Source organism: Blochmannia endosymbiont of Camponotus quercicola, assembly GCF_059935335.1.
Map to the genome: position 1 here is coordinate 568910 of NZ_CP011794.1, position 14661 is coordinate 583570.

Here is a 14661-nt window from a genome sequence, read left to right on the forward strand (position 1 = left end):
TATGAATGCTCATGAATATCCTATATCTATTAATTGGAATAATTGTTCCCAATCTGAACAAAAAAAACTACTTATTCGTCCAATAAATCATAACTTAAATGATATTTATATAAACGTCAAAAATATACTCAAGCAAGTTTATAATGAAGGAGATCGTGCTTTGTTTAGATTTAACCTTGATTTTGATAACATACAAACTAAACAATTGCAAATTCCATCCGAAATCATCATAAATTCAGGTCATAACTTATCTGACAAGATAAAACAAGCAATACACGTCGCAATGACCAATATCACACGGTTTCATCAAGAACAACATTATTCAACAGTAAATTTGGAAACTTTTCCAGGCGTACATTGCCAACAAATTATTCGCCCATTAAATATTGTTGGACTATATATACCAGGAGGAACTGCACCATTGCTATCAACAGTAATGATGTTAGGCATTCCAGCGCGGATTGCAGAATGTAAACGTGTGATATTGTGCTCACCTCCACCAATTCCCAAGATAATTATGTATACTGCACAACTTTGCGGTATCAACGAAATTTATCAAGTAGGAGGCAGCCAAGCTATAGCCGCTATGGGATTTGGTACTGAGTCTATTCCAAAAGTAGACAAAATATTTGGTCCAGGTAATACTTGGGTTACAGAAGCAAAACGGCAAATTAACTTTATTTCAGATGGAACAGCTATTGATATGTTAGCTGGACCTTCCGAAATATTAATTATTGCAGATAATACAGCTAATCCCAGTTTTATCGCGGCAGATCTTTTATCACAAGCAGAACACGGACCTAATTCACACGTAATACTTATAACACCTAATACATGCATCGTAGAAAAAACAAAACAAGAGTTACATAAACAATTACAAATACTGCCACGTAGTAATATAATTAATCATGCGTTAATGAATAGTCGCATGATTATTACTAATAATTTAATGGAATGCTTTTCTATAAGTAATAATTACGCTCCAGAACATTTGATCATGCAAATTGAAAATGCGCCAGATTATTTACACCACATCATTAATGCTGGATCAATATTTCTTGGCAATTGGTCTCCAGAAACTGCTGGAGATTACGCAAGCGGACCTAATCATGTCTTGCCTACATACGGACGTGCAACCACCATATCTGGTTTAGGGGTTATAGATTTCCAAAAAAGAATATCAGTGCAACAATTAACTCAAAACGGATTATTACAATTATCTCCAACAATTACAACATTAGCACAAATTGAGCAATTGAAAGCTCATGAATATGCCATAACACATCGTATAAATTATATCAGGGAACAAAATGAACGTTCGTTACTTGGCTAGAAACAATATATTAACTCTTAAACCTTATCAATCTGCCAGAAAATTAACACATTCAGGGAACATATGGCTTAACGCCAATGAATTCCCTATTGCTCCCAATTATCAGTTCCGTTATACACAAATCCATAGATATCCTACTTGCCAGCCTCAAGAAGTAATAAATAATTATGCTAATTATGCTGGGGTACGATCCGATCAAATTTTAGTATCGAGAGGAGCCGATGAAAGTATTGAATTATTAATGAAAGTTTTTTGTAATCCTAAAAAAGACGTTATCATGTTTTGCCCCCCCACATACGGTATGTACAAAACTACTGCAGAAATTTTAGGAATTAATTACCGGATTATACCTAAAAAGGAGAACTGGCAACTTGATCTAGTATCTATTAAATCGCAACTAAACAACGTCAAATTAATTTACATTTGTAATCCAAATAACCCTACTGGTAACGTTATTCATTTAAATAGTTTAAAAAAATTATTAAACATCATTCAAGGTCGAGCCTTATTAGTCACTGATGAAGCATATATTGATTTTTGCCCTGACGCAAGCCTAGTACGCTGGCTATCAATATATCCTCATCTGATTATTTTAAGGACTTTGTCTAAAGCTTTCGCGCTAGCAGGATTACGCTGTGGTTTTACTTTAGCTAATCCAGAAATTATTAAATTGTTGAAAAAAGTGATAGCACCATATCCATTATCTATTCCAGTCATTGATATTGCAGAACAAGCTTTAACTCCTACAAGGATACAGGATACTCAAAGAAGAATAGCTACAGTTAATACAAACCGCGACATATTAATTACAGGGTTAAAGCAATGCTTTTGCGTTCAAAAAGTATTTAATAGTAATGCTAATTATGTATTAGTTAAATTTAATCCAAAATATCAAGTTTTCAATACATTGCTACGCCAAGGTATAGTTTTAAGAGATCAAAGTAATCAACCGGGATTAATTAATTGCTTACGTATCACTGTAGGTACATGTAATGAATGCAAACATGTAGTTTCTGTTTTAAAAAAACTACATATTCCATAGTTATCTACATAAACAATAGGAGTATTCATGAGTCACAACATTTTATTTATAGATCGCGATGGCACTCTAATTAATGAACCAAAAGACAATTTCCAAATCGATTCTTTAGATAAATTATCACTAGAACCATACGTTATTTCTTCTCTTATAGCGCTGAAAAATATAGGTTTTGAGTTTGTTATAGTCACTAATCAAAATGGGTTAGGAAGCGCTTCGTTTCCTAAAGAAAAATTTAATAAACCACATCATTTAATGATTCAAATATTCCAATCTCAGGGTATTAAATTTAATCAAATATTAATTTGCCCCCATGTTCCTGAAGAACAATGTAACTGTCGAAAACCAAAAACTGCATTAGTAGATTACTGGCTAATCGATAACAAATTAAATAAATTTAATAGTTATGTTATCGGAGATCGAGATACCGATATGATTTTAGCAACTAATATGGGTATTCAAGGGATACAATATCATCGTGCTAATTTTGGTTGGGAAAAAATTAAAGACTATTTAATACAACATTACAGATCAGCACATATTCATCGTGCCACTACAGAAACAAATATAGACGTAAAAATATGGTTAGATCAACATCATAACAGCTATTTTGATACTGGAATTAATTTTTTTAATCATATGTTACAACAGATAGCTGTGCATGCTGCATTACGTATGAATATTGTAGCAAAAGGCGATTTACATGTAGATGATCATCATACCGTTGAAGATATTGCTTTAACATTAGGAGAAGCTTTAAACGCTGCATTAGGCAATAAATGTGGCATTGGAAGATTTGGATTTACTTTGCCTATGGATGAAAGTATTGCTCAATGTGTATTAGATCTTTCTGGCCGATCATACTTTCATTATGAAGTTAAATATACTTTTCAAAAAGTAGGAGATCTCAGCACTGAAATGATAGAACATTTTTTCCGTTCATTGTCTTCAAAAATGGGTTGCGCTTTGCATTTGCAAGCAATTGGTAGCAATGATCACCATAAAGCAGAAAGTTTATTTAAATCTTTCGGTCGATCACTACGCCAAGCCATTTATGTAGAAAATAATAACATACCAAGCTCTAAAGGAACATTACTATGAATATAGTTGTTATAAATACCAACTGCTCTAATTTATTCTCTGTAAAAACCATGTTATACAGATTAGGGTACTATCCAGTAATAAGTGATAGAGCTGATATTATATCTCAAGCGGACAAACTGTTTTTACCAGGAGTAGGTACTGCTTCAGCCGCAATGCAACAATTAAAAAAAAAAATCTAGTTACATTAATACAAAATTGTACTAAACCGATATTAGGCATTTGTTTAGGAATGCAGTTATTTGGTTCTACAAGTTCTGAAAACAATGGTATTAAGACTTTAAACATTATTAATACGCCTGTTAAACGTATGCAATACCGCGGTTTTCCACTACCACATATGGGGTGGAATACTATTAGTATTCCGAAAAAACATTATTTATTTTACGGTATAAAAGAAAACAATTATTTTTATTTTGCACATAGTTATTTCATAGAAATATGTCATGCAACAGTTTCTCAAACAAATTACGGGCAATTATTTAGTTCGGTCATAGAATATAAAAATTTTTTTGGTGTGCAATTTCATCCAGAAAAATCAGGAATACCTGGTCAACAATTAGTAAAAAATTTTTTGGAGATATAATTTGTGATTATTCCTGCATTAGACATCATTCACGGAAACATAGTTAGGCTGTATCAAGGATCTTATCATATGCAAACTAATTACGGCAAACCTATATCATTATTGAAAAAATACATACATCAAGGAGCAAAAATGATACATCTAGTTGATCTAGATGGAGCACAAAATCCAGTAAACAAACAAAGTTTATTAATTCATCAATTAATAAAAGAAGCCTATCCGTTATCAAAAATACAAATAGGAGGAGGTATACGTAGCGCTGCAGATATAGAAATGCTTCTAGAATCAGGAGCAAAACGTATAGTATTAGGTTCTATAGCAATTACAAAACCAAAAATAGTAAAAAAATGGTTTGAATATTTTGATCCAAATACTTTAGTTTTAGCGATAGATATACGTATTTATTCTCCAGAAGATCGAAAAATTGCTATTTACGGCTGGCAAAAAGAAACCAATTTGCAACTAGAACAAATAATAGAAGAATATCATGCCGTAGGATTAAAACATGTTATTTGTACAGATATTTCTAAAGACGGAACTTTATTCGGCAGCAATATATCTTTATATCAATCAATATGTCATTCTTGGCCAAAAATATCGTTTCAATCGTCTGGCGGTGTTAGTGAATTAACAGAAATATCCAAATTACGTTCTTCTGGAGTCAAAGGAATCATTATTGGTCGTGCTTTTTTAGAAAATAAATTCACTATTGATGAGGCTATATCATGCTGGTAAAACGAATAATTCCCTGTCTTGATGTAGCTAATGATAAAGTAATAAAGGGAATACAATTTAAAAATCACAAAATTGTAGGAGACATTTTAGATTTAGCAAAACGATATGCAAAAGAAGGAGCTGACGAATTAGTATTTTATGACATCACAGCATCACCTAGCAACCAGGTAGTAAATAAAAAGTGGGTTTCTCAAGTTGCCGAAATAATAAATATACCATTTTGTGTTGCTGGAGGCATAAGTACATTAAAACAAGCTAAACAGATTCTTGCATCAGGAGCAGATAAAATTTCGATTAATTCTCCTGCTTTAATCAATCCAATACTAATCCAAGAACTAGCCGATCACTTAGGTACACAATGCGTTGTAGTTAGTATTGACACTTGGCATAATCCTAAAAAAAAAATTTACCAAGTACAATGCTATACCGGGGACAGTTCTCGTACGAAAGTCACAGTGTGGCAAACATTGGATTGGGTGCAAAAAGTGCAAGAATATGGGGCTGGAGAAATAGTATTAAACATGATGAATCAAGATGGTATGAAAAATGGTTACGATTTGGATCAATTGCGACATATTAGAAAACATTGTAAAGTACCACTTATAGCTTCTGGTGGAGCTGGTACTGCTCGACATTTCTTGGAAGCTTTTCGTGATGCTGACGTAGACGGTGCGCTGGCAGCTTCAGTATTTCATAAAAAAATTATTGATATTCATAAATTAAAACAGTTCTTAGCCAAAAAAGGAATAAAAATTAGATTATGCTAATTAAAAATAAGCATCAACAATTAAATTGGACTAAAAATCACGGTCTAGTACCCGCTATCATACAACATGCTAAATCAGGAGAAGTATTAATGCTAGGGTATATGAGTCAAGAATCAATGCTCAAAACCGAAAAAACTCAGTATGTTACTTTTTTTTCACGTAGCAAAAATAGATTATGGACTAAGGGAGAACAATCCGGAAATGTACTAAAATTAGTTAGTTGGCATGCAGATTGTGATCATGACGCATTATTGATTTTTGTTTTACCTCATGGCCCTACTTGCCATAACAATACTAGTAGCTGTTTTCATCCTGGGATATCAGAATTAAGTTTCCTTTATCAATTAGAAAACATTATATCTTCAAAAAAAAATATACCATACCATCCCTCCAATACATCCTATACATCTCGTTTGTATACTAGTGGTATCAAACGCATCGCTCAAAAAGTTGGAGAAGAAGGTCTAGAAACAGCTCTTGCGGCAATTTCCTCTTGTAGTAATACAACAGAACTTATTAATGAAGCATCGGACCTGATTTATCATTTATTAGTTCTATTACAATATAAATCATTAACTTTTAACGAAATCATCCAAGAATTAAAAATTCGAAATAATAATAATAAACCGATAAATAATAATATATAGGAATCAATCAAATAATATGATAGAACCAAACATTACTAACACTATTACCGATTATTTATATATTACAAACAGCATGATAAGTTTAATAACAATATTAAATTTTAATTTATTAGGTATATATAGTATACAGAACTAGTAATACACATTTTACGACGACAATTCTCCAAATTGTATAAATATTTCTCTGTTTTTTTGAATAATAAAAAAATAAACGACAAAATTGATAATAGCCAATACCCTATCCTGGGATAGGGTATTGGCTATTATTTAAATATTTAATTAATATAACATATTATGATTTATGTATTTATTTTAACCAATCAGTATGGAACGCACCTTCTTTATCACAACACGCATAGGTGTGTGCGCCGAAACAATCTCTTTGCGCTTGAATAAGATTTGCAGGTAATACATCGCTACGATAACTATCATAATACGCTATAGCAGCGGATAAAGTAGGCATTGGAATACCGTATTTAACGCCACAAACCACCACATCTCTCAACATTTGTTGGTAATCATTTGCGATAGTGACACAATATGGAGACAACAGCAAATTAGTAATTTCTGGGTTTTTAGAATAAATATCAATAATTTTTTGTAAAAATTTAGCCCTAATGATACATCCTGCGCGAAAAATTTGAGCAATTTGTTTATAGTTTAAATCCCAATGATACTTATCAGACGCAATTTTCAATTGATAAAAACCTTGTGCATATAAAATAATCTTACTAAGATATAATGCTTTCCGTGCTTTTTCCAAATATAAACATTTACTCTCAAAATAATGTTTTCTATCGGGTCCTGGCAATATTTGGGATGCTTTTATACGTTGCTTTTTAAGTGCAGATATATAACGAGCAAACACTGATTCAGTAATCATGTTTAACGGTATTTCCAAATCAATCGCATCTTGACTAACCCATGCTCCGGTACCTTTATGATCTGCCACATCTAATACAGAATCAATGACACAACCATGATCAGCATCTTCTTGTTTCACGAGGATACGACTTGTTATTTCAATCAGATAGCTATTTAATTCACCTTTATTCCATTGATTAAAAACCTCACCTAATTCCTCGTGAGTTAAATGAAATATATTTTTCAAAAAAAAATATATTTCAGAAATTATCTGCATATCTCCATACTCTATACCGTTGTGTATCATCTTTACATAATGACCAGATCCATTTGGTCCTATGTATGCAACACAAGTTTCATCGCCAACACGAGCAGCAATTGCTTGCAAAACCGGCTCAACCATTTTATATGCATCTATTTGCCCGCCAGGCATAAGCGATGGTCCTTTTAAAGCTCCTTCTTCCCCCCCAGAAATTCCAGTGCCAATAAAATTTATCCCTCTTTTTGATAATTCAAGATTACGACGCATAGTATCTTTATAAAATGAGTTACCCCCATCAATTAAAACATCTCCTGGTTTTATATGCGGAGACAATATTTTAATAATATTATCAACATTTGTTCCTGCTGTGACCATTAAAAATATAAAACGGGGCTTATCTAAAGATAATACAAATTCCTCTATTGAATAATATGGAATGATATTCTTTCTTGGATTATTAATAACAACTGCATCGGTTTTGTGCTTAGAACGATTGTAAATAGAAACGCAATAATCTCTGCTTTCAATGTTTAATGCTAAATTCCGACCCATAACACCCATACCAATAATACCAATCTTTTGTTGTTTGAACATGTCTGCTCCTCTATGGTATAAGTATGTTTTATATTTTAATAATAGCTAAATGTTAAATTTTTATCTGGTTTGCAGTAAAAAGTATTATACATAAATATAGCAATATCAAAATAAAAAATTATTTAAACAATGTTAAATACAAACATAAATTTCCAAGTAATTGGAAATCATCACTGTTCTCAAATCACAACTAATGCGGATATTTATTTGAAACACATAAATATCTTATAAATACAACATCTACATGCATGCATCTATACATTATAATAAAATTTACAATTCACCTGTATTAAACTAAATTAAATTTAAATACATAATCAACCTGTAAAAAAATAGACTGTTATGCATCGTAAAAAATATCATTCTCAATATATTACTTATAGATGTAAAACTATTAAAAATAACTAAACATAATTTTAATTAGCGTAATATTTACACACATATATACACATACTATAATGGTAAATATAAACAATAGAAAATACCATTTTCAATAGTTTATAATATATGTTACCATACTGCCCATTTAAATCTCTAAATTAATTTATTATATGACTACAAGAAAAATGTTAGTTACTTGTGCTCTGCCTTATGCTAATGGTTCTCTACATGTTGGACATATGTTAGAGCATATACAAGCAGATATTTGGGTTCGTTATCAGCGCATGCAAGGTAATCGTGTATATTTTATTTGTGCAGATGATGCACATGGCACTGCCATTATGTTAAAATCACAACAACTTAACATAACACCAGAAAAAATGATTACCCAAATACAACAAGAGCATAAGCAAGATTGCTACAAATTCGGAATTAGCTATGATAACTATTATTCTACTCACAGCGAAGAAACTCGTGAATTATTACATGATATTTACTTTCGCTTAAAAAAAAATGGATTCATTAAATCTAAATTTATTTATCAATTGTACGATTCCGAAAAAAATATATTTTTACCAGATCGTTTTGTAAAAGGTATATGTCCAAGATGCAAAGCATCTGAACAATACGGAGATAATTGCGACATATGCGGCGCTATTTACACCTCTCTAGATCTTATACATCCAAAATCAGTTATTTCTGGATCATCTCCAATAATACGAAAATCTAAACATCTCTTTTTTGATTTACCAGCTTTTACTGATACATTACGTATGTGGATACGATCCGGCAGCATACAAGAAGAAGTAGCTAATAAAGTAGAAGAATGGTTTAAATTAGGTTTAAAGCAATGGGATATTTCTAGGGATGCTCCTTATTTTGGGTTTAAGATTCCTAATACCTCAGAAAAATATTTTTATGTCTGGATGGACGCAACCATAGGATATATGGGGACATTTAAAAACCTATGCAAAAAAAATAAAAATATATCTTTTAAGGATTTTTGGTGTTCACATTCTAAAACAGACTTATACCATTTCATAGGAAAAGATATTATTTATTTCCATAGCCTGTTCTGGCCAGCTGTTTTATCAGGTAGTCAGTTTCGTACACCAACTAATATATTTGTGCATGGACATGTTACTTTAAATGGATCTAAAATATCAAAATCTAAAGGCACATGTATTAACGTAAGGACTTATCTATCATACTTAAATCCAGATTACTTGAGATATTATTACGCTACCAAACTTTCATCTCATATTAACGACATAGATTTAAATTTAGCAGATTTTACTACTAAAGTAAATGCGGATGTTATCAACAAAGTATTAAATTTAGCGTCTAGAAATTCTGGATTTATACATCACTATTATAATGGTCACTTATCTAATACGTTAATGAATCCTATTCTATATAATATGTTTGTTGAATCCAGACACTTTATAGGGGAACTATTTCAAAAACGAGACTTTAACTACGCTATGCGTAAAATTATGCAATTGGCAGATGAAGCTAATCGTTATATCGATAAAAATGCCCCATGGCATATTGCAAAAGAAACAAGCCGCAGACAAGAGGCATTATCCATTTATTCTATGGGTATTCAATTGTTCCGCATTTTAATGATCTATTTAAAACCTGTTTTACCTAATTTAAGTAAATATAGTGAACATTTTCTTAACACTCATCTTACATGGAACAGTATCCCCATACCTTTGTTAGGCCATCGAATTAACAAATTTAAAATAATTTTCTCTCATATTCGTCCTGATCAAATTTCATCTATAGTAGATACATCTCAATTGCATATTCCGGATTCTAATATATAAATACATATGTGTAGTAGAAATAACTTTTAATGCTAATAAAACACGATAAAAAAAAATTAAATAACGCATATTATTGTGCACACTTTAATAATCAAGCAACTAAAATATGCACTTATTATCAAAAATTAAACTTGTCAAAAATAAAAATTCTTATTTTAAATAAAAAATCATGCTAAAAATTTTTGTATATTTTCTGGAAATATAACTCTGTTATTATCTTGATATCATTCAACATACAAATAGACCTAAAATAGGGCGTAGTATTATTATTATTTAAATCAATAAAAATATTTTAATAAAATTAAAATACAAAAATACTATTAATTCTGTTTAAATACTTTAATACGAATAATGCTATTCTAACGTTTTCCATTAAAAGTAATGCCTCGATATATATATATTCTATAACAAAACATTACTTTAAAAAACAAGACAACTTATAATTATCATGCGTTAACAATAATAAACATAATTAAATATATAATATAATTTTCTTATGAAAATCACTCCTTTCACTCATATGTCATAATTACTCAATTTAATTTATTTTATCTACATAAAATACTTATATGAATACAATTAATATAATTAAAAAATTTTTAGTTTCTAATCCCAACTACACTATACTTATTTTTGCTCATAAAATATATATCCTAAAAAACCACTTAATTTCATCACAATTAAATCAACGAATCCAAACATAACATATACCTCTTATATGCCAAAATTAGATTATCGCAATCTATATTAATTAATGTAGACAAGGACACCCACATTAAAAATTTCCATATCTTAATTATTTCTTGTAGTAAACTTAATCACAAAAAATAAATTCGTATGTTAGTTATAAAACAACACTCGAAAATTTATTTTTTGAGTAAAAATACGATAAAAATTTACACAATTTTTATTTTTGATAAAAATAATTTTTAAAAATACTTTAATACCACACACATAGGACATTTGATGTCCTATATCGAAGTAAAAATTAATTATTTTGCATCATTATCACATTTCTAGATTTTACAAATTTTTGTTTATAAAATGTATCAATAACTATAAATTTATAACAAATATAACTTAATCGCTACAATACGTAATCGTATGCAAAAACTCTTTTCTAACATTTGAATTAGATTCAAATAAACCCCCTAATGCAGTAGTAGTTGTAGTGCTGCTACCATCATGAATACCTCTAGCTCTAACACAATAATGCACTGCATCAATAAATATTGCCACATTATTTGTATTGAGCAACGTTTGTAATGCTAAAAAAATTTGTTTTGTCAATCGTTCTTGTAACTGAGGTCTTTTAGAAAAAAAATGCACTATTCTATTTATCTTAGATAAACCAATTACATTTTTTTCTGGAATATAAGAAATAGTAACTTTACCATTAAAAACAATAAAATGATGTTCGCAAGTACTAGTGATATTGATTCCTCGCACTGTAATCATTTCATTAATTTGCATAGTATTTTGAATAATAGCAATTTTAGGAAAATTTGAATAATTTAAACCTAAAAAAATTTCTTCTGTATACATCTTAGCTATACGTTTAGGGGTATTTAATAAACTGTCATGTTCTAAATCAAGATTAAGAAGATGCACAATAGCTCTCATATGATTTTCAATACAACGTTTACGTATTTGATGATCAATATTTAATTCAATTAATGGATTCTCTAATCCTCGCGCTGACAAAGCATCACGTACTAATAACGCCTCTTGTGTCAATATAGACATATAAATTTCTCTAAAAATGTATTCATAAAAACCCTTCAGTGCAATATACCGTACTTGAAATAAAATTAAAAATAACCCAATTAGATTAATTATACACTAATTAATAATAAATCCTTATATTGTATTATTATGGAATTTATAATCGAATATATTAATTTTTTTAATTACTTAGCTTTTCTTATAAAATTACATTTTTTATAAAATCACCTACGTATTATCAACACGTTTATATTGTATTAAACAATATATAAACAATTTATATAAAATAAATATACTTTTATTATGATAAATAGATATATCTGTAAATTAAATCTGTAACTTTCATTACATATATAAATATAAACTGTAAATCTAGCAATCATTAAAATATAGAATATAAATTATGTTTATTTATTTTATTTTAGTATACTTTATCACTACCATTGTATATATATGAATATATACAATGGTAGTGTATGTGTTGTATAAAAAAATTAAAATATTAAAAAATTAATTAAATTATTATTAAATATCTGCTTTATTATATTATATATAATTTATTTACCTCATCAAATTTATAAAATTAGATAAAAATTAAATCGTGAAATATTACGATAACAGTACTTATAAAATCTGTGATTTTTATGATCAAACATATATTGATATACTTACATAAATAAAACTTAAATATAATTAAATTCCCTAATAAAGTATATACGATAATTTTTAAACTGTTTATATTATTTAAAATGTCAAACATTGATATGATTCATATAAATAAATCATATACAATAACACTAAATAATTATATCATATATAATATTTAATTATAATAAATGATTATTTATGTTATATCATATTAATGATGTGAATACATTATTACATTTATATTACAATTGAATTAATTATGAAAATATTTAATAGGTGCGACAGTAATGTTAAAAATTAAAGCTAATTTACGTATTTATCAAAAGAAAAGCGCAACAAGGCGATTACGCAAACAAAACAAATGTCCAGCTATAATCTACAGTAAAGGTAATGAACCAAATTTATCCATTATGTTGAATCAAAACGATATCTTGCATCCTGATACTGTAGTGCAATTACATAAGAATAGTATTATTCTATTGTGTATTGAAAACAAACAATCTATTACAGTTAAAATACAAGAGATGCAGTATCATCCTTTTAAGCCTAAACTGATTCATATTGATTTTGAGCGTGTTTAATAAAATAATTTATCCTATACATAATGCTTGACTCTAAAATCTAGATTTTTTACGTAACCTACAACTGTATAGTTCAGTTTAATTTAACATACATTGAATTAAACTGAAAAAATAATCATGAACAACTTAATTGAATTAATATTCGTAATATATACCAATATCAATGTAAACAGAAAAACGATTAATACATATACTACCAACTATATATGATTTATTATAGTTACAAAGAATTTTGAAAAAATATCATGAATATGATCTATGGTAATGTGTTATAAATTTATATCATATAAATTTATAACACTCTTAAAAGAACGGCATGTAGCGTAGCTTGGTAGCGCACCGTCATGGGGTGTCGGGGGTCAGAGGTTCAAATCCTCTCATGCCGAAAATACTTAAATAGATTACTATCTACACGAGAAAACAGTTGTTTTTATCATGTAGATCTAACGCTAATTCTACTAATTTTGTAATTAGTGCTTGGAAATTTAATCCAGTTGCCTCCCACAACTTAGGATACATACTGTTATCAGTAAACCCAGGCAATGTATTAATTTCATTAATAAAAATTTTATTATCCAGAGTTAAAAAAAAATCTACTCGTGCCATTCCAGCACAATTTAATGCTTGAAACGCACGTAAAGTAATACAGCGAATATCATCACTTATTGCATCATCAATTAAAGCAGGTATTATGACCTGCGCTTTGTGTTCTACATATTTATTATAATAAGTATAAAAATTATCATTAGATAATATGATTTCACCACACATACTAATTTCTGGATTATCATTACCTAATACCGCGCATTCCAACTCTCTTCCAATAATAGCTGGTTCTATTAATATCTTATGACTAAAAGAAAAAGCTTTTTCTAATGCTCGATTAAAATTTTTATAATTAGTAACTTTTGATACTCCTATTGATGATCCCTGATTTGCTGGTTTCACAAATAAAGGCAATCCAAAACTAGAAATAAGATCATTGAAATCTATATTATATTGATCGTGTGCCAAAAAAGTTTTAAATGGTACTACTGACAACCCCGCATCACGTAATAAGCGTTTAGACACATCTTTATCCATACCTATAGATGAGCTCAAAATACTAGAACCAACAAATGGTAAATTCATCATACATAATAAACCTTGCAACGCTCCGTCTTCTCCTAATGTTCCATGAATTACAGGAAAAATAACATCAAACTTCAACAACATATTTATGTTTTCAGCATTAAATGCAAATTGGTAAGGACAATTTTGTAATAATATGGAAATATAAGCATCATTTTTATAATGCGATAAGGTATTAGAGTTAGAGTTAATATCTTTCAGATGCCAATATCCTTTTTTATCTATCCACAAAATCATTACTTCAAATCGATATTTATCAATAAACTGTGTAATACACATAGCTGATTTTAATGAAATCTCGTGTTCTGAAGAACGACCTCCACAAATAATCCCAATACACAATTTAGACATACTATATATCCCTTAATAATATTATTATATATTTTAATAAGTAGCGCCCGCACTTAAAACGAAGGCGAATATACATATATATTC

Annotated in this window: 11 protein-coding genes, 1 tRNA gene and 1 pseudogene; 10 read left to right on the plus strand and 3 right to left on the minus strand. The window is 29.2% G+C overall.

Annotated features, from left to right (window positions below; all coding sequences use genetic code 11):
• The first annotated feature begins 1 nt into the window (after position 1).
• From hisD to hisIE, 7 genes and pseudogenes are all read left to right on the plus strand, one after another.
• Positions 2-1333, plus strand: coding sequence for a histidinol dehydrogenase (hisD, locus tag CBquer539_RS02395; RefSeq protein ID WP_500836282.1), 1332 nt, complete (start codon positions 2-4; stop codon positions 1331-1333).
• Positions 1311-2375, plus strand: coding sequence for a histidinol-phosphate transaminase (gene hisC, locus CBquer539_RS02400; RefSeq protein WP_500836283.1), 1065 nt, complete (start codon positions 1311-1313; stop codon positions 2373-2375). The genes hisD and hisC overlap by 23 nt, the downstream gene beginning before the upstream one ends.
• A 27-nt stretch (positions 2376-2402) precedes the next feature.
• Entirely contained in the window at positions 2403-3473 is a 1071-nt protein-coding gene (hisB, locus tag CBquer539_RS02405) for a bifunctional histidinol-phosphatase/imidazoleglycerol-phosphate dehydratase HisB (RefSeq protein ID WP_500836284.1), read from the plus strand.
• A pseudogene (gene hisH / locus CBquer539_RS02410) lies at positions 3470-4059 on the plus strand (imidazole glycerol phosphate synthase subunit HisH). The gene hisB and the pseudogene hisH overlap by 4 nt, the downstream one beginning before the upstream one ends.
• A gap of 3 nt (positions 4060-4062) precedes the next feature.
• Positions 4063-4794 (plus strand): 1-(5-phosphoribosyl)-5-[(5-phosphoribosylamino)methylideneamino]imidazole-4-carboxamide isomerase, encoded by a 732-nt coding sequence (gene hisA, locus CBquer539_RS02415; protein WP_500836285.1) that lies wholly within the window; start codon positions 4063-4065, stop codon positions 4792-4794.
• Complete coding sequence (gene hisF / locus CBquer539_RS02420) at positions 4785-5561, plus strand: imidazole glycerol phosphate synthase subunit HisF (RefSeq protein ID WP_500836286.1); 777 nt, start codon at positions 4785-4787, stop codon at positions 5559-5561. Before hisA ends, hisF begins: the two co-directional genes overlap by 10 nt.
• Positions 5555-6208, plus strand: coding sequence for a bifunctional phosphoribosyl-AMP cyclohydrolase/phosphoribosyl-ATP diphosphatase HisIE (hisIE, locus tag CBquer539_RS02425; protein ID WP_500836287.1), 654 nt, complete (start codon positions 5555-5557; stop codon positions 6206-6208). Before hisF ends, hisIE begins: the two co-directional genes overlap by 7 nt.
• A gap of 307 nt (positions 6209-6515) precedes the next feature.
• On the opposite strand, the gene gnd is transcribed toward hisIE, so the two are convergent.
• On the minus strand, positions 6516-7928 hold the full coding sequence (gene gnd / locus CBquer539_RS02430; RefSeq protein ID WP_500836288.1) for an NADP-dependent phosphogluconate dehydrogenase: 1413 nt from the start codon (positions 7926-7928) through the stop codon (positions 6516-6518).
• A gap of 551 nt (positions 7929-8479) precedes the next feature.
• Between gnd and metG the strand changes: the two genes are divergently transcribed.
• Complete coding sequence (gene metG / locus CBquer539_RS02435; RefSeq protein ID WP_500836289.1) at positions 8480-10141, plus strand: methionine--tRNA ligase; 1662 nt, start codon at positions 8480-8482, stop codon at positions 10139-10141.
• A gap of 1080 nt (positions 10142-11221) precedes the next feature.
• Here metG and folE read toward each other — a convergent pair.
• A complete protein-coding gene (gene folE, locus CBquer539_RS02440; RefSeq protein ID WP_500836290.1) occupies positions 11222-11887 on the minus strand; it encodes a GTP cyclohydrolase I FolE in 666 nt (221 codons plus the stop codon).
• Positions 11888-12801: 914 nt separating this feature from the next.
• Here folE and rplY point away from each other — a divergent pair.
• Both rplY and CBquer539_RS02450 read left to right on the plus strand, forming a co-directional pair.
• Positions 12802-13095, plus strand: a complete 294-nt coding sequence (gene rplY / locus CBquer539_RS02445; RefSeq protein WP_500836291.1) for a 50S ribosomal protein L25 — start codon at positions 12802-12804, stop codon at positions 13093-13095.
• Positions 13096-13407: 312 nt separating this feature from the next.
• Positions 13408-13481, plus strand: a tRNA-Pro gene (locus CBquer539_RS02450).
• A 22-nt stretch (positions 13482-13503) separates the two neighbouring features.
• On the opposite strand, the gene ddlA is transcribed toward CBquer539_RS02450, so the two are convergent.
• On the minus strand, positions 13504-14577 hold the full coding sequence (gene ddlA, locus CBquer539_RS02455) for a D-alanine--D-alanine ligase (RefSeq protein WP_500836292.1): 1074 nt from the start codon (positions 14575-14577) through the stop codon (positions 13504-13506).
• Positions 14578-14661 lie beyond the last annotated feature (84 nt).